The 18,829-nt window shown below is 61.9% G+C and carries 18 protein-coding genes and 1 pseudogene; 6 read left to right on the forward strand and 13 right to left on the reverse strand.

The features are described from left to right. Window positions 1–30 precede the first annotated feature (30 nt). Window positions 31–1,518: an aldehyde dehydrogenase family protein gene (locus AB4P96_RS12420; RefSeq protein WP_170040414.1), complete on the reverse strand. Its 1,488-nt coding sequence runs from the start codon at window positions 1,516–1,518 to the stop codon at window positions 31–33. Between the two features lie 236 nt (window positions 1,519–1,754). On the opposite strand from AB4P96_RS12420, the gene AB4P96_RS12425 reads away from it, so the two are divergent. Next, window positions 1,755–2,924, forward strand: coding sequence for a p-hydroxyphenylacetate 3-hydroxylase oxygenase component (locus AB4P96_RS12425; RefSeq protein WP_138452235.1), 1,170 nt, complete (start codon window positions 1,755–1,757; stop codon window positions 2,922–2,924). A gap of 57 nt (window positions 2,925–2,981) precedes the next feature. Then, window positions 2,982–3,461 (forward strand): annotated as a pseudogene (locus tag AB4P96_RS12430) (flavin reductase family protein); the annotation flags it as partial. A gap of 32 nt (window positions 3,462–3,493) precedes the next feature. Here the strand turns inward: AB4P96_RS12430 and AB4P96_RS12435 are convergent. After that, the gene (locus tag AB4P96_RS12435) at window positions 3,494–4,816 is read right to left on the reverse strand and encodes a hypothetical protein (RefSeq protein ID WP_138452231.1); all 1,323 of its coding nucleotides are present in this window, start codon (window positions 4,814–4,816) and stop codon (window positions 3,494–3,496) included. 216 nt (window positions 4,817–5,032) lie between these two features. Here AB4P96_RS12435 and AB4P96_RS12440 point away from each other — a divergent pair, with 216 nt between their 5' ends. The 3 genes from AB4P96_RS12440 to feaR all read left to right on the forward strand — a co-directional run bounded on the left by AB4P96_RS12440 (window position 5,033) and on the right by feaR (window position 8,115). After that, complete coding sequence (locus tag AB4P96_RS12440) at window positions 5,033–6,532, forward strand: APC family permease (protein WP_236461119.1); 1,500 nt, start codon at window positions 5,033–5,035, stop codon at window positions 6,530–6,532. Then, the gene (locus AB4P96_RS12445) at window positions 6,495–7,061 is read left to right on the forward strand and encodes a DUF3156 family protein (RefSeq protein WP_170040418.1); all 567 of its coding nucleotides are present in this window, start codon (window positions 6,495–6,497) and stop codon (window positions 7,059–7,061) included. The genes AB4P96_RS12440 and AB4P96_RS12445 overlap by 38 nt, the downstream gene beginning before the upstream one ends. Before the next feature lie 112 nt (window positions 7,062–7,173). Beyond that, window positions 7,174–8,115: a transcriptional regulator FeaR gene (gene feaR, locus AB4P96_RS12450; protein ID WP_395600826.1), complete on the forward strand. Its 942-nt coding sequence runs from the start codon at window positions 7,174–7,176 to the stop codon at window positions 8,113–8,115. A gap of 120 nt (window positions 8,116–8,235) precedes the next feature. On the opposite strand, the gene AB4P96_RS12455 is transcribed toward feaR, so the two are convergent. The 5 genes from AB4P96_RS12455 to AB4P96_RS12475 are packed head-to-tail and all read right to left on the reverse strand — an operon-like array spanning window position 8,236 to window position 12,304. Further along, complete coding sequence (locus AB4P96_RS12455; RefSeq protein WP_186617575.1) at window positions 8,236–8,991, reverse strand: SDR family oxidoreductase; 756 nt, start codon at window positions 8,989–8,991, stop codon at window positions 8,236–8,238. After that, window positions 8,981–9,784 (reverse strand): SDR family NAD(P)-dependent oxidoreductase, encoded by an 804-nt coding sequence (locus AB4P96_RS12460; RefSeq protein ID WP_138453179.1) that lies wholly within the window; start codon window positions 9,782–9,784, stop codon window positions 8,981–8,983. The genes AB4P96_RS12455 and AB4P96_RS12460 overlap by 11 nt, the downstream gene beginning before the upstream one ends. Beyond that, window positions 9,777–10,598 carry a molybdenum cofactor biosynthesis F family protein gene (locus tag AB4P96_RS12465; protein WP_236461116.1) on the reverse strand — a complete coding sequence of 274 codons (822 nt, stop codon included), beginning with the start codon at window positions 10,596–10,598 and terminating at the stop codon, window positions 9,777–9,779. Before AB4P96_RS12465 ends, AB4P96_RS12460 begins: the two co-directional genes overlap by 8 nt. Before the next feature lie 11 nt (window positions 10,599–10,609). Then, window positions 10,610–10,975 (reverse strand): cupin domain-containing protein, encoded by a 366-nt coding sequence (locus AB4P96_RS12470; protein WP_138453175.1) that lies wholly within the window; start codon window positions 10,973–10,975, stop codon window positions 10,610–10,612. Between the two features lie 30 nt (window positions 10,976–11,005). Further along, complete coding sequence (locus AB4P96_RS12475) at window positions 11,006–12,304, reverse strand: FAD-binding oxidoreductase (RefSeq protein ID WP_170040424.1); 1,299 nt, start codon at window positions 12,302–12,304, stop codon at window positions 11,006–11,008. A 208-nt stretch (window positions 12,305–12,512) separates the two neighbouring features. On the opposite strand from AB4P96_RS12475, the gene hpaR reads away from it, so the two are divergent. Then, window positions 12,513–12,935, forward strand: a complete 423-nt coding sequence (hpaR, locus tag AB4P96_RS12480; protein WP_138453172.1) for a homoprotocatechuate degradation operon regulator HpaR — start codon at window positions 12,513–12,515, stop codon at window positions 12,933–12,935. Between the two features lie 110 nt (window positions 12,936–13,045). Here the strand turns inward: hpaR and hpaI are convergent, their stop codons facing one another. The 6 genes from hpaI to hpaE all read right to left on the reverse strand — a co-directional run bounded on the left by hpaI (window position 13,046) and on the right by hpaE (window position 18,825). Beyond that, window positions 13,046–13,846, reverse strand: coding sequence for a 4-hydroxy-2-oxoheptanedioate aldolase (gene hpaI, locus AB4P96_RS12485; RefSeq protein ID WP_170040426.1), 801 nt, complete (start codon window positions 13,844–13,846; stop codon window positions 13,046–13,048). A gap of 16 nt (window positions 13,847–13,862) precedes the next feature. Next, entirely contained in the window at window positions 13,863–14,666 is an 804-nt protein-coding gene (gene hpaH / locus AB4P96_RS12490) for a 2-oxo-hept-4-ene-1,7-dioate hydratase (RefSeq protein ID WP_170040428.1), read from the reverse strand. 11 nt (window positions 14,667–14,677) lie between these two features. Beyond that, entirely contained in the window at window positions 14,678–15,982 is a 1,305-nt protein-coding gene (locus tag AB4P96_RS12495; RefSeq protein ID WP_138450187.1) for an MFS transporter, read from the reverse strand. Window positions 15,983–16,028: 46 nt separating this feature from the next. Continuing rightward, window positions 16,029–16,421, reverse strand: a complete 393-nt coding sequence (locus tag AB4P96_RS12500) for a 5-carboxymethyl-2-hydroxymuconate Delta-isomerase (RefSeq protein ID WP_138450186.1) — start codon at window positions 16,419–16,421, stop codon at window positions 16,029–16,031. 16 nt (window positions 16,422–16,437) lie between these two features. Beyond that, window positions 16,438–17,295: a 3,4-dihydroxyphenylacetate 2,3-dioxygenase gene (hpaD, locus tag AB4P96_RS12505; RefSeq protein WP_138450184.1), complete on the reverse strand. Its 858-nt coding sequence runs from the start codon at window positions 17,293–17,295 to the stop codon at window positions 16,438–16,440. 69 nt (window positions 17,296–17,364) lie between these two features. After that, window positions 17,365–18,825, reverse strand: a complete 1,461-nt coding sequence (gene hpaE / locus AB4P96_RS12510) for a 5-carboxymethyl-2-hydroxymuconate semialdehyde dehydrogenase (RefSeq protein ID WP_395600827.1) — start codon at window positions 18,823–18,825, stop codon at window positions 17,365–17,367. Window positions 18,826–18,829 lie beyond the last annotated feature (4 nt).

The raw sequence follows: 18,829 nt of genomic DNA on the forward strand, positions 1-18,829 counted from the left end.
TGTGGGAGGTAGTGTTTACAGCATGTGTAATCAGTACCGAATCATCACCGACTTAAGCTCGGTGTAATCCTCGATAAACGCACTGCCAAACTCGCGCCCAACCCCCGAAGACCGATTGCCTCCAAACGGCACCGCCGGGTCGAGCAGGGTGTGCATGTTCACCCACACAGTGCCGGCATTGACGGCCGGGATCATGCGCAGCGCCTTGCCGAGGTCGTTGGTCCACAGGCTGGCGCTCAACCCATAAGGGCCGTTGTTCATCAGTGCCAGCAGTTCGTCTTCGCTGTCGTAGGGCAGGAAGGTGGCGATGGGGCCGAAGGTTTCTTCGTTGAGCAGAGTGTCGTTGATGCTATTGGCCAGGATCACGGTGGGTTCGAAGTAGGAGCCGGGGCGCTCGATCAGGTTGCCACCGTGAATGATTGTGTTTTTTTCGGCGCGGGCCTGATTGATGTAGCCGAGCAGTTTTTGCTGGTGCTGCCGGTGAGTCACCGGGCCGAATTCGGTGCGTTCGTCCAGGGGCGAGCCGATGTTAAGGGCGCTGAGGCGCTGGCTGAGCGTGTCGAGCACGGCGTCGATCTGCGAGCGATGCACGAAAAAGCGTTCGGCCGCCGCGCAGATTTGCCCGGAGTGTAAAAAACCGGCTTCGATGATGCCGCCCACGGCTTTGTCCACGTCCATATCGCGCAGGAATCCGGCGGCATTTTTGCCGCCCAGCTCCAGGGTTGCGCGGGTCAGGCCTGCGCCCATGGCGCTGCGGCCGACGGCGATGCCAGTGGGCACGGAGCCGGTGAACGATACCTTGTGGGTGCCCGGATGCTCCACCAGGCCTTTGCCGACATGGCCGCCGCCCGTCAGCACGTTGAGCACACCGGCAGGCAACCCGGCGTCGATCGCCAGTTCAGCGATGCGCAGGATCGTCAGCGGCGTGAATTCGCTGGGCTTGATGATGATGCTGCAACCGGTGACCAGCGCCGAGGCGAGTTTCCAGATGGCGATCATGGTCGAGAAATTCCACGGCACGATGCCCACCACCACGCCCACCGGTTCACGCAGGGTAAAGGCGGTGTAGCGCTCGCCATTGAAGGAGGGCAGCGATGGCGTGAGCGTCTGGCCGCTGATCTTGGTGGCCCAACCGGCGTAGTAGCGCAAAAAGTGCGTCGCCTGGTCGACCTCGAATGCTCGGGAAATCTGGATGATCTTGCCCGACTGGCAGGTTTCGATCTGCGCCAGTTCTTCGCGGTTTTGCTCCAACAGATCGGCCAGTTTGAGCAGCACATTCCCGCGAGTGGCGGGTGCGGCCTGGGACCACTGCTTAAAACCCCGATTGGCAGAAGCCACCGCCGCGTCGATATCCGCCACGTCCGCATCGGCAACCTCTGCGATCACCTGGCCGGTTGCCGGGTTGGTCACTGTCAGCGTCTGGCTGGCGTGGCTGCGCACGCTGACGCCGTCGATAAACAGCCCATGTTGGCGACGTAAAAAAGTTTCGACGTGGGGCAGCAGCGCAATATCACTCATGGCAGGTTCCTGGCAGTTCACAAAGGAAAACTCGAGGGTAACCAACCCTCCTGGAGGCGGCTTGACTGTGCCTGCCAGGTTTTATGCCTGTGCCTGCCGTGCTTGTGAAAAGTACAACCTTGCCTGCCGAATGTGCATGTTGCGCCGCTGCCCCGCGGCCGATACTGGGCCTGCATCCAGCGCCGCTCTTGACCTCGGAGCGCCTGCCGGACTTCCAATAATAAGCAGGGCTATCCATGAAAAAGCCAAACCCGCTGCTCGAAGACCTCAAACCTCTCTTGCCTGCCATTGCCGCGAATACCGCACGTGCCGAACAACTGCGCCAAGTGCCGGATGAAAATATCGCCTGGCTCAAAAGTATCGGCCTGCACCGTGCCTTTCAGCCCAAAGCCTTTGGCGGCCTGGAACTCTCGCTGCCCGAGTTCGCCGACTGCATCGCCTTGCTCGCCGGCAGCTGCGCCAGCACTGCCTGGGCCATGAGTTTGCTGTGTACTCACAGCCATCAGTTAGCGTTGTTCAGCGTACAGTTGCAGCAAGAAATCTGGGGTGCGAACCCCGACGCCACCGCCAGCAGCAGTATTGCGCCCTTCGGGCGTGTCACCGAGGGCGAGGGCGGCGTGTATTTCAGCGGTGAGATGGGTTGGAGCAGTGGTTGCGACCATGGCGAGTGGGCGATTGTCGGCTGCCGTCGCCAGAACGCCGAAGGCAACCAGGATTACTGCTTCGCCGTGCTGCCGCGCAGCGACTACCAGATCCGTGACGACTGGTACGCCGCCGGCATGAAAGGCAGCGGCACCAAGACCTTGATCATCGACCGTGCCTGGGTGCCCGAGCATCGTATCCAGAAAGCCAAGGACATGATGGAAGGCAAATCCGCAGGCTTTGGCCTCTACCCCGACAGCAAGATTTTCTACGCGCCGTACCGGCCGTATTTCGCCAGCGGGTTCTCCACCGTGAGCCTGGGCGTGGCCGAGCGCATGTTGGAGGTGTTCCGCGAAAAAACCAAAACCCGCGTGCGCGCCTACACCGGCGCTGCCGTGGGCGCGGCGACCCCGGCCTTGATGCGCCTGGCCGAGTCCACCCATCAGGTCGCCGCCGCTCGCGCCTTCCTGGAGAAGACCTGGCAGGAACATGCCGAGCACAGCGCCGCGCACCAATATCCCAGCCGCGAAACCCTGGCGTTCTGGCGCACCAATCAGGCCTACGCGACCAAAATGTGCATCGAGGCGGTGGACCGTCTGTTTGCGGCAGCAGGCGGCAATGCCTGGTTCGAGCATAACGAGATGCAGCGCCTATTCCGCGATTCCCATATGACCGGCGCACATGCCTACACCGACTACGACGTTTGTGCGCAGATCCTCGGCCGCGAGCTGATGGGCCTGGAACCTGACCCGAGCATGGTCTGACGGGTTTGCCACCACACTAATCAGGGCGGCCGTTTAGCCGCCGTCCGGGAGTCTTGCATGTCTGACAGCAGCCTTTTCGACCCACGCGCCTTTCGTCGCGCCCTGGGCAATTTTGCCACCGGTGTGACCGTGGTCACCGCCGCCACCGCCTCCGGGCGTAAGGTCGGTGTGACTGCCAACAGTTTCAACTCGGTGTCTCTCGACCCGCCGCTGGTGCTGTGGAGCATCGACAAACGCTCCAGCAGTCACGAGGTGTTCGAGGAGGCCAGCCACTTTGCCGTGAATGTACTGGCTGCCGACCAAGTGCACCTGTCGAATAACTTTGCGCGCCCGCGTGAAGACCGTTTCGCCTTGATCGAATACGAACCGGGCGAGGGTGGCTCGCCCGTGTTCGCCGACTGCTCGGCGCGCTTTCATTGCGAGAAATACCAGCAGATCGACGGTGGCGATCACTGGATCATGATCGGCAAGGTAGTGGCCTTTGATGACTTCGGGCGTGCGCCGTTGCTTTATCACCAAGGCGCTTACGCAGAGGTTCAGGCGCTGCGTCCGTGCGCGCCCGAAGGGCTTCAAAACGGTACGGCAACCACCAACTGACTGTAGACATTGGTGCCGTTACCGACGACCTGGTTGCCGCCGGTTTCGGCATCCTTGTTGGGCTTGTACAGGCCCATCAGCGGCGTAATGATCAGGTGCTCGTTGACCGCCCACTCGGCGTACAGGTCCAGCTCACGGCCATCCAGGTTGAGCTGGCCACGGGTGCTGACGGTGCTGTAGTCAAAAAACAACGCGCCGAGGGTCAGGTTGTCCAGTGGCTTGAGCTTGAACGCCACGTGCTGCACCCCCGTGTTGCTGTTGTAGGGGCCGGAATAGTTGCCCGCCACTTCGCCCTGAACCCAGGTACCGTAGCCGCGATTGAAGCCTGAGAACATGCCGTCCCAGTTTCTTGAGTAGCGCGCATAGCGATAGGTCAGGTCGGGTGACCACGGCAAGCCAGCGAAGGTGTAGCCGGCCTCGGCGTAACCGGCGTTTTGCTGGCTGTCGCGGCGGTCCTGACGCGCCAGTTCAAAGGCAAAGTGCGCGTTATCGATACCGGCATTGCCGCTGCCGCGCAGGCTATAGAGGTTCATGCCCTTGCGCTGGCGTTGCAGGTCAGTGGCGTAGCGCTCATCCACGTCAATGCCGTGAATATAAGTCAGGCCCAAGGTGCCCGGCGCGGCGCTGTAATCGAGGGTGCTGATGGCCATTTCGGTCATGGCTTGCGCCGGGTTGTCGGACTTGAGCCACATCAGGCTGCCGTGCACGCCGTCCTTGCCGCCCAGGCGGATCACCGCCGCCTTGTCGAACGCGTGGCGCGCAGCAATGTAGTAGGCACCGCCGCGATTGAACTCGCCATCGCCCACGCCCTTGCCCAGGTTGGGGCCGTCGTCGTTGATGATAAAACCGTCCCCCAGCGTGATGATTTGCCGCCCGAAGGACAGGTCGACGCCATCCTTGCCCAGCGCCGGAAACAGGTCACCGGAGCGCCAGCCGGCGAAGGCTTCGTCGAATTTGGTGGTGCGCTCGGTGCCGTTGGTGACCCCGGACGCATCGCCATCGCCCCAGGTGCCGGAACTCACCAGGTTGGCGGTGCCGTACACGCCGCCAAAGTTGCCCAGGTTTTGCTCGACGCTCAGGCCGTACTTAATGAACGCCTCACGCCAGGTCGAGCCGCCGCTGCGCCCGTCGTAGTTTTTCGGGCTATTGAACATGCCGTACACGGCGAGGAAGTTACCGGTGACCCTGGTGTCGGCATCGCTGTACAGCTCGATGGCTTGAACCTTGCCGACCAGCAACGCGATGCCCAGCCCTACCGCCTGGCGCAAGCGACGGTTTTTCAGTGTGTGCTCCATTGTTATTGTCCCCAGCTTGGTTAAGAGTGAGGGCGCATTAGGGCGAGCGCTGCAGGCGCAAGTCTTTCATTTGCGTGCCAGGGAATTGACCCTGGCCGCCAGGCAATACGCCGTGGCAGGCAGCAACAAAACCGGCGGCAGACAGGGGCAAGACGACCAACTTGGGTGGGGCGCACAGTGCTGGCACATTAAAAAAACGCTTTCGAGGACCCCATTATGTCGATCAATGACCGACTCACCGCGCACCTCAACCGGGGCACGGTAGGTTTTCCCACCGCCTTGGCCAGTACCATTGGCCTGATCATGGCCAGCCCGGTGATCCTCACCGCCACCATGGGCTTCGGCATCGGCGGCAGCGCGTTTGCCCTGGCGATGCTGATCGCCGTGGTGATGATGCTGGCCCAGGCCACCACTTTCGCCGAAGCCGCCTCGATCCTGCCCACCACCGGCTCGGTGTACGACTACATCAACTGCGGCATGGGGCGGTTTTTTGCGATCACCGGCACCTTGTCGGCCTACCTGATCGTGCACGTGTTTGCCGGCACCGCCGAAACCATTCTAGCCGGCGTCATGGCCTTGGTGAACTTCGAGCACCTCAATACCTTGGCCGAGTCCGCTGGCGGTTCCTGGCTGCTGGGCGTGGGCTTCGTGGTTGTTTTCGGGGTGCTGAATGCCTTTGGTGTCAGCGCTTTCGGCCGGGCAGAAATCATCCTCACCTTTGGCATGTGGACCACCTTGATGGTGTTCGGCGTGCTTGGCCTGATCGCCGCGCCAGCGGTGCAGTTGGACGGCTGGTTCGGCGTGTCATTGGTCGGCACCGACATGATCACCGTGCTGTCCCTGGTGGGTATGGCGATGTTCATGTTCGTCGGCTGCGAGTTCGTCACGCCGCTGGCGCCAGACCTGCGCCAATCGGCCAAGGTCATGCCCCGGGCGATGATGCTCGGGCTGGTGGGCGTGGCCACGTGCATGTTCATCTACGGCGCTGCAATGAAGCGCCAAGTGGAAAACGTGGTGCTGGACGCTGCGTCGGGCGTGCACCTGCTGGACACACCCATGGCCATCCCCAAGTTCGCCGAGCAGGTGATGGGGCAGGTCGGCCCGCTGTGGCTGGGCATCGGCTTCCTGTTTGCCGGCGCGGCGACCATCAATACCCTGATGGCCGGTGTGCCGCGGATTCTCTACGGCATGGCGGTGGATGGTGCATTGCCCAAGGTCTTTACCTACCTGCACCCGCGCTTTAAAACACCGCTGCTGTGCATCCTGGTGGCGATGCTGATTCCGTGTCTGCACGCGCTGTACCTGGGCGGCAACACCGACAACATCATGCACCTGGTGCTGGCGGCGGTGTGTGCCTGGAGTTTCGCTTATCTGCTGGTAACGGTGTCGGTGGTGAGCCTGCGCATTCGTCGCCCGGATTTGCCACGGGCCTACCGTTCGCCGTGGTTCCCGCTGCCGCAGATCGTCTCGAGCATCGGCATCTTGCTGGGCATGTGGTTTATCACACCGCCGGGCATGAACCCGGCGGATATCTACGTGCCGTTCGGCGTGATGCTGGCGATCACCGCCGCCTATGCGTTGTTCTGGACCCTCGTGGTGCAGAAGGTCAACCCCTTCAAGCCGGCCTCCGTGGAGGAGGTGCTGGCCAAGGAATTCGGCAATGAACCGGGGCATTCCCATGAAGGTTATAGCGACTTTGCGGCAAAAGCTGTTTGAGCTGTTTCGCGCGGATCGTGCGCCTTCCGGCTATCGGCCTGGGGTAACGCTGGAGCGTCTGCGGCGCAATTTGGGGCTGGCGACACTGGAAGTGGAGGGTGTGGCGTTCGAGATTGTCGAACGCGCCGAATCGCAGTTGCTGATGCACCTGGTCATGACCGAGTTCGTGCTGCATGTGCCTGCGACGACAGGAGGCACGGGCAGTTTTGCGGTGCACCATGGCGGCGCGATTCGGCGCACTGGCGTGCGTGTACGCCGGCGTGCAGGCAACCAGGCGCTGGGCCGTGAATTGCAGGCGCGTTTGCTGGCGGATGAGGCGTTGTTTCGGGCTTTGATGCCGCTGGATTTCAAGCGCCTGCGTATCGAGTTGCAGGACCAGCAATGGTGTGTGCGCCTGGAACATATGGGCGGCAGCGAGGTGGTCAATCGCCTGCCGGCGTTTCGGCGTTACATTGCCCTGAGCCCTGTGCAGAGCGAGCATTTGCTGGTGACACTGGTGGGGCTGCAACGGGTGTTGTCGAACCTCTGATTGGCATCAATAGTGCTTCTGCAAGGGTAAACCGGTAGTTGTTGCGCGCATATAGATAACATGTTAACTATTGCAGCAGAACAACAAGAACAAGCCATTGCGGAGGCACCCCATGAGCATCCAACAGCAGGCACACGACGGGCTGGACAGCTGGAACCACGAACTGCGCGCTGCGTGTGGGCACTTCGACACGGAACTGGCCTTCAACCGCTCGCTGTTTATCGGCGAGATCAACAACTTGCCCCGTGGCCTGGCGATCCTGCGCACCAATGCCGGGCTGATCAAGCGCCCCACGCACCATGCCGACCACGACAACGACCAGGAGTGTTTCCTGGTCAGCCAGCGCAGCGGTTATTCGCAAATTGTGCAGAACGGCCAGATCCTGCAACTGGCGCCTGGCGAGATGCTGTTGATGGACTCGGTGGGCTCCATCGAGATTACCCCTTTTGGCTTGATCGAACACGCGTCGCTGTCGCTGTCGCGGCCTGAGGTGTGCAAGCACTTGGGCGGGGAGTCGCGCGCGTTTGGCAAAATTTCTTCGACCAAGGCCTGTGGGCGCATGTTGCATGTGTTGATGGACCAGCTGTGCAAGGACGATACGGCCGATGGGGCGGGCGAAGTGGCGGCGCTGCAGACGGCGTTTGTGTCGCTGTTGGGTTCGGCGCTGGAGCAGGGTGACGAGTGCCGCGAAGGGCTGGCGACGTTGCAGGGCAATAACCTGCGCAGCTATGTGCAGAAGGTGATTGACGAGTCGCTCAGCCAACCCGGCCTGAGCCCGGTGGGTTTGGCCAACCGGCTGAATATTTCGGTGCGGCATTTGTATCGGTTGTTTGAGGAACAGGATGACAGTGTGTGCCGCTATATCCAGCGGGCGCGGCTCAAGCGCAGTGCGGATGACCTGACTAACCCGTTTTTGCGCAGTGAGTCGATTACGTCGATTGCGTATAAGTGGGGGTTTACGGATTCGGCGCATTTCAGCCGATCGTTCAAGAAGCAGTTTGAGCTGTCGCCCAAGGATTTCCGGTCCAGCCGGTTGCAGGCGGTGGGGGCGTAAGAAAATGCGTTGTGGGCTGGTGTGGGAGCTGGTTTGCCTGCGATGGCATCACCGCAGTGTGACTGACACGCCGAGGTGGCTGTATCGCAGGCAAGCCAGCTCCCACATTGGAATTGGGTTTTAGACTTCTGGCAGGGTTGAACCGCCATCCACCACTAAGGTCTGGCCAGTGATGTAGCCCGCCAGATCCGAAGCCAGAAACACCATCGCCCCAGCAATATCCTGCGCCGAACCCAGGCGCCCCAACGGCACGCGCCCGGCAATGCTGTCATTCAACGCAGCATCACCCAGGTTCCCCATCGCTGGCGTAGCGATCATCCCCGGCTCCACACCATTGACCCGCACATTCAACGACGCCAATTCCAACGCCGCATTGCGGATAAAACCATTGACCCCGGCTTTCGACGCCGCATAGTGAGTGAGCCCCGGATAACCCACCCGATTGCCAGTGACTGAAGACGTCACCAGTACGCAACCACGGCCTTGCTCACGAAACATCGGCAACGCCGCCTGAGTCAGCCAGAACAACGCCGACAGGTTCACCGCCAAGGTGCGCTGCAGAATCTCTGGGGTAATGTCGTCAAACGCCGTCAACGGAAAATACCCGGCGTTGTGCACCAGCACATCCACCCGTGCCAGCCCCTGAACGCAAGCAAACACCGCGTCCGACTCCGCCAGGTCAACTCCGACGGCCTCCACGCGATAACCCTGTGCACACAGCTCAGCGGCCACAGCCTGGGCCTGTGCCAACATCCGATCGGCAATCACCACCTGCGCGCCACGTTGGGCAAACGCGTCGACAATGCCCAATCCAATGCCCTGGGCGCCGCCAGTTACCAGCACCACTTGCCCGCGGAAATCCAGGTCACGGCGCATGGCTGGCCTCCAGGCGCGTGAACGCCAAGGTCGGCACATCAACAATGCTTGAACCGCCGTCGGCCACTATCGTCGCCCCGGTGATGATCGATGCATCGCTGGACGCCAGGAAGCGGCAGACCTTGGCAATTTCCTCGGGCTGGGCGGCCCGACGCAGTGGCACGTCGGCGCAAACTCGTGCATAGGCCTGCTGCAAGGTATCGCCATAGGCGTCCATCAAGGGCTGCATTTCCGCATCGGCCATGGGCGTTTTTACCCAGCCGGGGCACACGGCATTCACCCGCACACCGTGAGGCCCGTAATCGCGCGCGAGCGAGCGGTTTAGCCCCAGTAGCGCATGCTTGGCGGTGGTGTAGCCGCAGACTTCCGGCCCCGCCGCCAAGGAGGCGATGGAGCCGATCAGTACGATGTTGCCCGCACTTGCCTGCAACAACGGCAAGCAGGCACGGGCGCTGTAGAACGCGCTGTCGAGGTTGCTGCGCAGGGCGCCTTCCCAGGTGGCGGAGCTGGTCTGGGTGGCGCTGCCCAAGCCATGGCCACCGGCGCAGGCCAGCAGCACATCGAGGCGCCCGTAGTGCTCATGGATCAGCCGGATAAACCCGTCCCAGGTGCCAGGACAGGCGGCATCGCCCACCAGGATCAAGCCGCCGGTGTCGCGCGCCACCTGTTCCAAGGGTTCACGGCGCCGCCCGATCAACACCAGCTGCGCACCTTGCTCGGCATACAGGCGCGCGCAGGCGGCGCCGATGCCGGTGCCGGCCCCGGTGATCACCACCGTGCGCGGCTCAGTCACGGGGGTACTCCGTGCGGTTAAGCACCTGGCAATACGAGCTGATCGGGAAGTTCGACAGCGCATCGAACGACGCCCCGGCATAGCCGAAGATCTTGCCGTCGCTGCGGTGCTGTTGCAGGTCGATCAACACCAGTCCGAGGGTGGGCACAATCTTCTCCTGCCACACAAACAGGTACAACTGCTCGGCGATCTTGTAGTAATGGCAGCGGTCGATGTCGCACAGGCCTTGCTCCACGCCCTTCAAGCATTGCCAGGCGTAGAAGCGCTCATTGAGGTAGATGTGCTCGTAGACCTCACTGGGGCTGTAGCGATATTGGTTACGCAGGCCCACCAGCTCATCGGTTGGCGCGTGCTTGCAGTGGCCGTCCTGCCACGGGCGGTCGAGGCTGCCGTGCAGGAAGTCGACCTGCACCGAGGTCAGCGGTTTGCCGGCCAGGGCTCGGTGGTAGAGACCTTCGTGGGTCTCTGCCGGGTCCGGCATACGCCCGATCACGGCAGTAAAGGACGCATTCGGCGTATCCAGCACCAGGCTGATCGACCAGCTTTGGCCAGCCTCATGCTTGATGAAGTCGACCAGGTACAGGCCCGCTCGAATCGAGGTGGCGCGGTAGGCTGCGCTGCCGCTGGAATGACCGTCGGCGGCGTGCCAATCAAGGCGCTCCGGCGCGAAACGGTGCTCGATCTGCCAGCCATTTTCAAAGTGCAGGGTGAAGGTCTTGCCGGCCAGCTCGGCCAGGTTCGGCAGTATAAAGGCTTGGGGAGCGAAACCGTCGGCCAGGGCGCCCACGGTGATCCAGTCTGGGGAACTCGTCATGGGAGGCCTCCTCAGGCAACGGCGAAGTAGTGTTTGACGAAATGCTCGCTGACCACTTCCCACAGCACGGGCGTGCCCTTGGTCACGAACCAGCTGTCGCCGGCCTTGAAACGCGTCGATTGACCGGTGGATTCGTCGGTCAGCACTACTTCGCCGCTGACCACCGTGGCCTGCTCGGCAAACGGGTAGACCATGCGGAACTTGCCCTGGGTCGTGCCAAAATATGCGCTGCTGACCGGGTCGGTGGGCGCGCCGAAGGTCATCTTGCCGAAGGCTCGCACTTCGCCTGCAAGGATCTCGGAGCCGAGGTCGGCCACGGTGCCCCAGGCATCGAGTTCAGACAGCTGGACGTTGTGCTTGATGGTGGTAAGGGTCATGGCAGTTGCTCCTGATGAGTAAAAAGGGGGTTAGCGGCGCCCGTTCCAGTAGCCGGAAAGTTGGTGCCAGGATTTGCCCGCCGTTAGCAACAGAGGGCGGATCGCGTCCTTGCCGATGATGGTCGGGCGGTGAATCGAACTGACCAGGTCATAGCGTGCCGAGCCTTCGCTCATACCTTCGGCCAGGACCTTGCAGATGATGTGGCTGGGGGTGACGCCAAAGCCCGAATAGCCCTGTACGAAAAACGCATTGCTGCGTCCCGGCAAGGTGCCTATCTGTGGGAACAGATTGGGGCTGCACGCCATCGGGCCGCCCCAGGCCAGATCAATTTTCACGTCCTTGAGGTAAGGGAAAATCTTCAGCATCAGGTTGCGGTTCCAGGCCTTGAGGTCACCGGGGATATGCTCGACCAAGGGTGTCGCGGCGCCGAACAGCAGGCGGTTTTCATTGGTCACGCGGTAGTAGTCGATCACTGGGCGAATATCGCTGTAGGCCCCGCGGATCGGGCTGATGCGCTGGATCAGCTCTTCTGACAACGGCTCGGTCATCATCTGGAACGCGTAAGTGTTGATGGTCGAGCGGTGCAGCTCGGGTTCGAGCTTGTTGAGGAAGCTGTCGCAGGCCCACAGCAACTTGCTCGCGCGCACCGAACCACGCCCGGTGCGCACGGTGATGCGCTCGCCATAGCTGACGTCCAGGGCCGGGCTGTTCTCGAAAATCCGCACACCGTGGCCCGCCAGCGCCGTGGCCTCGCCCAGCAGCAGGTTGAGCGAATGCACATGCCCGCCGCCCATGTGCAATAGGGCGCTGGTGTAGGCGTTGGAACCGATGATCTGCTGCACGTCGGAGCCACCCAGGAAGCGAATCTCGTGCTGGCTGTTGATTGACTTGAAGTCTTTCTCCCAGGCGCGCAGGGTTTTTTCCTGGCGGGCGTTGAAGCCCATGTAGCCGTAGCCGTGGCAGAAGTCCGCGTCGATGTTGTACTTGGCAATGCGGTTCTTGATGATGTCGGCGCCCAGGTCGCTGATCTCGAAGACCTGTCGCAGGCCGTCTTCGCCCACATCCTTCTTGATCTTCTCCAGGTCATGGCCGATGCCCGCCATGATCTGCCCGCCATTGCGGCCGGTGCCGCCAAAGCCCAGGTAGCGCGCCTCCAGCACAACAATGTTGGTGATACCTTTTTCCGCCAGTTCAAGGGCGGTATTGATGCCGGAGAAACCGCCGCCGATCACCACGACGTCGGCGTCGATATCCTGTTCCAGCGTGGGAAAGCCGAGGTTGTACTTCTTGGTTGCGGTGTAATACGTGGGGGTTTCAATGTTGATCATGGCGCAGCCTGAAAAGGTGAAGGAAGGCTCTAAAGCGGATGCCTCCATTAGGTACCCTGGCGGGATGGAAGTCTTGACCCTGCGTGCCCAGGCTTTTGATTCAGCGCGCCACGGGCAGCTGTTGCCAACAAGTTATAGCGCGCTGGGCGACCGGGAATGCTAGAGTTTCGTTAAATTATTAACTAAATAACCCGTGACCCTGATCCCTATGTCCAAACCTCGACAATCCTTGACGCTGGCGCTGCTGCAAGCCCGCGAAGCCGCCATGAGTTTTTTCCGCCCATCCCTGAATGAACACGGGCTGACCGAACAGCAATGGCGGATCATCCGCATCCTCGAACAGTACGGTGAGCTGGAGATTTACCAGCTGGCGGAACTGGCCTGCATCCTTAAACCCAGCATGACCGGCGTGCTGGTGCGCATGGAAAACGCCGGCATGGTGCACCGCCGCAAGGCCGAGCAAGACCAGCGCCGTGTACTGGTGACCCTGGCCGACAAGGGCAAGGCGAGCTTTGAGTCGATGAGCCAGTGCATGGAGGCCAACTACCAGCGTTTGCAGGATCAGTTTGGTGCAGACAAGTTTGAGGCGCTGCTGGGGCTGCTGGATGAGCTGAAGAACATCAAGCGCTGAATCACCACACATCCAAATGTGGGAGCTGGCTTGCCTGCGATGCGGACACCTCGGTATGCCTGGTAAACCGAGTTGATGCTATCGCGGGCAAGCCAGCTCCCACAGGTGTCTCAGTACACACTGCCTGTGTGGTTGGCAGTGGGAGCGCCGTTGAATTTCCCCGCCAACGCCTGCAACCCACGCATCAACACGGTGGTATCCACGCCCACCGCTACAAACGTCGCTCCCAGCTCGATATAACGCCGCGCCAAACCCTCATCGGCACTGAGAATCCCCGCCGCCTTGCCCGCCTGCACAATGCGCTTGATCGCATCTTCTATTGCTGCCTGCACGTCAACGTGCCCCGGATTACCGCGATGCCCCATCGACGCACTCAAATCCGCCGGGCCGATAAACACACCGTCCACGCCGTCGACCGCCGCAATCGCATCCAGATTGGCCAGGCCTTCAAGGCTCTCAATTTGTACCAACAGGCACATCTGCTCATCGGCCTGGTCGAGGTAACAGGCAATGCTGTTCCAGCGCGACGCCCGCGCCAACGCACTGCCAACCCCGCGAATGCCCTGTGGCGGGTAGCGCATGGCGCGCACCAGTTCGCGGGCCTGGGCGGCACTTTCCACCATCGGCACCAGCAAGGTCTGGGCGCCGATATCCAGCAGTTGCTTGATCAGCGCGCTGTCGCCGATGACCGGGCGAATCAGCGCCTGGCTGGGGTAGGGTGCGATGGCCTGCAATTGGCCGAGCATGCTGTGCAGCTGATTGGGCGCGTGTTCGCCGTCGATCAGCAGCCAGTCGAAACCGGCGTTGGCAGCCAGTTCGGCGCAGTAGGCATCGGCGAGGCCGAGCCACAGGCCGATCTGCACCTCGCCGTTGCGCAAGCGTTGTTTGAAGCGGTTGATGGGCATGTTCATGGCTAACCTCCAGGGCTCAAACGAAACGGCAGGCAATTGACCCGAGCATGTCGTAGTCGACATGGAAGGTATCGCCAGGGCGGGCCGCCACCGGGCGGGTGAATGAGCCACCGAGGATCACTTGCCCGGGCAGTAGCGTGACGTCGTACGCGGCCAGCTTGTTGGCCAGCCAGGCCACGCCCTTGGCCGGGTGGTTGAGCACCGCCGCTGACACGCCGGACTCTTCGATCACGCCATTGCGGTACAGCACCGCCGGCACCTTGCGCAGGTCGATCTCGGTGGGCCGCACGGCGCGGCCGCCCAGCACCACACCGGCATTCGCGGCATTGTCGGAGATAGTGTCGAAGACCTTGCGGGTAGCGTTGGTCTGCGGGTCGACCTGTTGGATGCGCGCGTCGATGATCTCCAGCGCCGGGATCACCCACTCGGTGGCGTCGAGCACATCGAACACCGTGCAGTTCGGGCCTTTGAGCGGTTTACCGAGAATGAAGGCCAGTTCCACTTCCACCCGTGGCACGATGAAACGCTCGAACGGAATGTCGCTGCCTTCGTCGAAAAACATGTCATCGAGCAGCGCGCCAAAATCGGGCTCGGTGATGTTCGACGAGACCTGCATGGCCCGCGAAGTCAGGCCGATCTTGTGGCCTTTCAAGCGGCGCCCGTCCTGGATCTTTTGCGCCACCCAGGCGCGCTGGATGGCGTAGGCGTCTTCAATGGTGATGCCGGGGTAGTCGAGGGAAAACTGGCGCACCTGTTCGCGGCTGCGTTCGGCGCGGTCCAGGTGGGCGGCGGCGGCGAGGATTTGCTGGGAGTCGAGCATGGCAACGGTCTCTAGTGTGGGTTGACGATGGCGGCGTGGGTGCGCAGCACCAGCAGGCCGCCGAGGGCGATAAACAGGGCGAGTACGTAAAGCGCCAGGCTGGCGCTCTGGGTCGCGTCGCGCATCCAGCCGATCAGGTACGGCGCGAGGAACGCGGCGATGCTGCCGAACGAACTGATCATGGCGATGCCGGCAGCTTGGGTGGTGGTCGAGAGGAACGCCGGCGGCAGCTGCCAGAACATCGGCAAGGCGGCACTGGCGCCCATGCCGGCGACCACCAGCCCGCCCATCACCAGCAGCGGGTTGCCCGGCGCCAGGCCCGCCACGGCGATGCCGACGGCGGCCATCTGCAGTGGCACACACAGGTGCCACCGGCGTTCGCGATGGCGGTCGGATGAGCGCCCGCAACCGATCATGAAGAAGCAGCCGGCCAGGTAGGGTACGGCGCTGAGCAGACCGACCTGGCTGTCGCGGCCGATGCCGGCGCCGTGGATCAGCGTGGGCATCCAGAAGGCGAGGGTGTTGACCGCCAACATCACCGCAAAGTACACCGCCACCAGCAGCCACACTTGCGGGTCACGCAGGATGCCGCCGAATGAAGTGATGGTCTTGCGCTGTTCCTCGCTGCTGAGTTGGGTGCGCAGTTGCTGCTTTTGCGCGTCCGTCAGCCAGCTCACTGAATCAAAACCATCCGGCAACCACTTGAGCACCACCAGACCGAGCAGCACCACCGGCGCGCCTTCGATCAGGAACATCCACTGCCAGCCGCGCAGGCTGCCGACATCATGGAAGTTTTCCAGGATCGCGCCGGAAATCGGCCCGCCCAGCACGCCGGCCATCGGCACCGCAATCGCGAACAGTGCGGTGACCTGGGCGCGGCGGCGTGCCGGGTACCAACGGTTGAGAAACACCAGAATGCCGGGGAAAAAACCGGCCTCGGCCACCCCCAGCAGAAAGCGCAACACGTAGAAACCACGCGCACTTTCGACCCACAACATGCCGGTGGACAACAGGCCCCACACCACCATCAGGCTGGCTATCCAACGCCTCGGCCCGACCCGGTCCAGGGCCATATTGCTTGGCACGCCAAACAGCGCGTAGGCGATAAAAAACAGCCCGGCGCCGAAGCCGTAGACCGTGTCGCTGAAGTGCAGGTCGCTGCTCATCTGCATTTTGGCAAAACCGATGTTGATGCGGTCCAGATGGGCGAACAGGTAACACACCAGCAACAGTGGCATTAGCCGCCAGGTGACTAAACGATGGGTGCGGTCGTGCTCAGCCAGCACGTGGCTGGCAGTGGAATTGGCTGTGCTCATGGTGTTGTACTTTTTGTTTGAGTGGCCGTGAGAGGGGCGGCGGGGCTTAGCCCGTCGGGTTGTTCAGGAACGCATGCACATTGTTCTGCTTGAAATTGAGCTGCGGGTGCAGCTCGACCATCTCGAATGACAGCGCCAGCAAGCGTTGCGCTTGCAACGGGGCAAAGTGTGCGGTGATCACCGCGAACAGCGCTTCGGCCACCGCCTGGCGGGTGGCAAGGTCGCGGCCATGGCCGACTTTTAGGGTCATGTGTACAAAGGCGTAGTCGTGCTTGCCGTCAGCCATGCGCCAGCTGTCCAGGCGCACGCCACGGCTGCGAATGCCGCCGAGTGGGAACACGCCAGTGTCGCCCAGCACGTGATGGACTTTTTCAAACAGGCTGGGCAGATCGGCCTGTTGCTCAATGTTGTCGGTGTACTCGGCGATAAAATGCGGCATGGTTTTTCTCCCAGGTTTACAGCGGGAAAATCGCGTTGATCTGGCCGGTGCCCGAACTGCCGAACGGCGGCGTGATGATCTCGGCAGGCTTGGCATAGTCCGGCCCCCCGAGCAGGCCCAGGAGCATGGCGGTGTCGTGCATCTTGCCTTCGCCAAAGCAGTGTTCGGCGTAGTCGGGCAGCATCGCGCAGAACTCCTCGAAGCGGCCTTGCTTCCACATCTCCACTACGTGCAGGTCCACTTGCTTGTCGAACTCACGGGTCCAGTTATGGATATTCGCCTCGGCCTGGCGGTCATCCGAAAAGCGGTGGGACAGTGAACCGGAAGCCAGCACCAGTACCTTGCGATCACTCTTTTCGATAGCCCGGCGCACAGCGGCGCCAAACGCGAAACTGTCCTCCAGGCGATGCCAGGCGCACCAGGCCGCGATGGAGATGACCTTGAATTTCTCATCCTCCGGCACGCCCATGTGCATGTAGCGCATGGGCACCAGGGTGCCGTATTCCAGCTCCAGGCTCGGGATGTTATGGGCCATGCTGCGCACGCCGGCGAGGTTGGCTTCAGCGGCAATCAGCTCACCCAATTGCGGGTCGCCTGGGTAGGCGTACTCCATGTTCTTGATAAAGTGCGGCAGCTCGTTGCTGGTGTAGGTGCCCTGGAACTGCGCGCCACAGTTGACGTGATAGCCGCTGTTGACCAGCCAGTGCACGTCGAACACCACGGCGGTGTCGGCGCCCAGCTCGCGGGCGCGCCGACCGATTTCCTTGTGGCCGGCGATCGCCGCTTCGCGACAGCCGTGATGTTTGCCGGGCAACTCCGACAGGTACATCGACGGTACGTGGCAGATCTTCGCTGCCAGAACCACTTCGCCCATGATCATTCTCCTGAGTACTTATTCTTGTAATACCAGTGAGGCCCCTTTGGGAGCTGGCTTGCTCTGGTGCTACACACCCCAACGCGGGATGTGATGGCTGCCCATGGAAATGCACACGTTCTTGATCTCGGCAAACACTTCAAAGCTGTACTGGCCGCCTTCGCGCCCGGTACCGGAGCCTTTGACGCCGCCGAACGGCTGACGCAGGTCGCGCACGTTCTGGCTGTTGATAAATACCATGCCGGCTTCAATTCCGTGCGCCAGGCGATGGGCCTTGCCGATGTCCTGGGTCCAGATATACGAGGCCAGGCCGTACTCGGTGTCGTTGGCCAGTTGCAGCGCCTCGGCCTCGTCCTTGAATGGAATCAGGCACACCACCGGGCCGAAGATTTCTTCCTGGGCGATGCGCATCTTGTTGTTCACATCGGCAAATACGGTCGGCTGGATAAACTGGCCTTTGCTCAAATGCGCGGGCAGATTGGCCGGGCGTTCCAGGCCACCGGCGAGCAAGGTGGCGCCTTCTTCCAGGCCAATCTTGATGTAGCCGGTGACCTTGTCGTAGTGCGCCAGGGTGATCATCGAGCCGACCTGGGTTTTCGGGTCTTGCGGGTCGCCGACGATCAAGCGTTTTGCGCGTGCGGCAAACTCGGCGACAAACTGCGGGTAGACACTCTCCTGGATAAAGACCCGGCTGCCGGCGGTGCAGCGTTCGCCGTTCAGCGAAAAGATCGTGAACAGCGCGGCATCCAGGGCGCGTTCAAGGTCGGCGTCTTCAAAGATCAGCACCGGCGACTTGCCGCCCAGTTCCATCGAGTACTTTTTCAGCCCGGCGGTTTGCATGATCTTCTTGCCGGTGGCGGTGCCGCCCGTGAAGGAGATAGCGCGCACGTCCGGGTGGCGCACCAGTGCATCACCGGCGGTGGCGCCGTAGCCCTGGATTACGTTGAGCACGCCGTTGGGAATTCCGGCTTCCACCGCCAGGCGCCCGAGTTCATTGGCGGTCAGCGGCGACAGCTCGGACATCTTCAGCACTGCTGTGTTACCCAGCGCCAGGCACGGCGCGGTCTTCCAGGTGGCGGTCATGAACGGCACGTTCCAGGGCGACACCAACCCGCACACGCCCACCGGCTGGTAGAGGGTGTAGTTGAGCATCTGATCGTCCACCGGGTAGCTGTGGCCGTCCATGCGCGTGCAGACTTCGGCGAAGAAATCAAAGTTGTGCGATGCGCGGGGGATCAGCACGTTCTTGGTCTGGTGGATCGGCAAGCCGGTATCGAGGGTTTCCAGCTCGGCCAGGCGCGGCACGTTCTGCTCGATCAACTCACCCAGTTTGCGCATCAGCCGGGCGCGTTCTTTGGCCGGGGTGTTGGCCCATTTCGGGAAGGCTTCTTTGGCGGCTGCAACGGCCTGCGCAACTTCCTCGGCGCCGCCGCTGGCGACTTCGCCAATGGCTTCGCCGGTGGCCGGGTTGTAGTTGATGAAGGTGTCTTTGCTTTCGACCTCACGGCCGTTGATCCAGTGTTTGATCATGCTG

Origin of the sequence: Pseudomonas sp. B19125 (genome assembly GCF_044218855.1) — a bacterium.
In the GTDB taxonomy this organism is placed as follows: Bacteria; Pseudomonadota; Gammaproteobacteria; order Pseudomonadales; family Pseudomonadaceae; genus Aquipseudomonas; species Aquipseudomonas edaphica.

What these genes read in the sequence shown, in the direction of transcription:
- AB4P96_RS12420 (WP_170040414.1), bottom strand. Translation starts at nt 1,518, where the DNA reads ATGAGTGATATTGCGCTGCTGCCCCACGTCGAAACTTTTTTACGTCGC.
- AB4P96_RS12425 (WP_138452235.1), top strand. Translation starts at nt 1,755, where the DNA reads ATGAAAAAGCCAAACCCGCTGCTCGAAGACCTCAAACCTCTCTTGCCT.
- AB4P96_RS12435 (WP_138452231.1), bottom strand. Translation starts at nt 4,816, where the DNA reads ATGGAGCACACACTGAAAAACCGTCGCTTGCGCCAGGCGGTAGGGCTG.
- AB4P96_RS12440 (WP_236461119.1), top strand. Translation starts at nt 5,033, where the DNA reads ATGTCGATCAATGACCGACTCACCGCGCACCTCAACCGGGGCACGGTA.
- AB4P96_RS12445 (WP_170040418.1), top strand. Translation starts at nt 6,495, where the DNA reads ATGAAGGTTATAGCGACTTTGCGGCAAAAGCTGTTTGAGCTGTTTCGC.
- feaR (WP_395600826.1), top strand. Translation starts at nt 7,174, where the DNA reads ATGAGCATCCAACAGCAGGCACACGACGGGCTGGACAGCTGGAACCAC.
- AB4P96_RS12455 (WP_186617575.1), bottom strand. Translation starts at nt 8,991, where the DNA reads ATGCGCCGTGACCTGGATTTCCGCGGGCAAGTGGTGCTGGTAACTGGC.
- AB4P96_RS12465 (WP_236461116.1), bottom strand. Translation starts at nt 10,598, where the DNA reads ATGACGAGTTCCCCAGACTGGATCACCGTGGGCGCCCTGGCCGACGGT.
- AB4P96_RS12470 (WP_138453175.1), bottom strand. Translation starts at nt 10,975, where the DNA reads ATGACCCTTACCACCATCAAGCACAACGTCCAGCTGTCTGAACTCGAT.
- AB4P96_RS12475 (WP_170040424.1), bottom strand. Translation starts at nt 12,304, where the DNA reads ATGATCAACATTGAAACCCCCACGTATTACACCGCAACCAAGAAGTAC.
- hpaR (WP_138453172.1), top strand. Translation starts at nt 12,513, where the DNA reads ATGTCCAAACCTCGACAATCCTTGACGCTGGCGCTGCTGCAAGCCCGC.
- hpaI (WP_170040426.1), bottom strand. Translation starts at nt 13,846, where the DNA reads ATGAACATGCCCATCAACCGCTTCAAACAACGCTTGCGCAACGGCGAG.
- hpaH (WP_170040428.1), bottom strand. Translation starts at nt 14,666, where the DNA reads ATGCTCGACTCCCAGCAAATCCTCGCCGCCGCCGCCCACCTGGACCGC.
- AB4P96_RS12495 (WP_138450187.1), bottom strand. Translation starts at nt 15,982, where the DNA reads ATGAGCACAGCCAATTCCACTGCCAGCCACGTGCTGGCTGAGCACGAC.
- AB4P96_RS12500 (WP_138450186.1), bottom strand. Translation starts at nt 16,421, where the DNA reads ATGCCGCATTTTATCGCCGAGTACACCGACAACATTGAGCAACAGGCC.
- hpaD (WP_138450184.1), bottom strand. Translation starts at nt 17,295, where the DNA reads ATGGGCGAAGTGGTTCTGGCAGCGAAGATCTGCCACGTACCGTCGATG.
- hpaE (WP_395600827.1), bottom strand. Translation starts at nt 18,825, where the DNA reads ATGATCAAACACTGGATCAACGGCCGTGAGGTCGAAAGCAAAGACACC.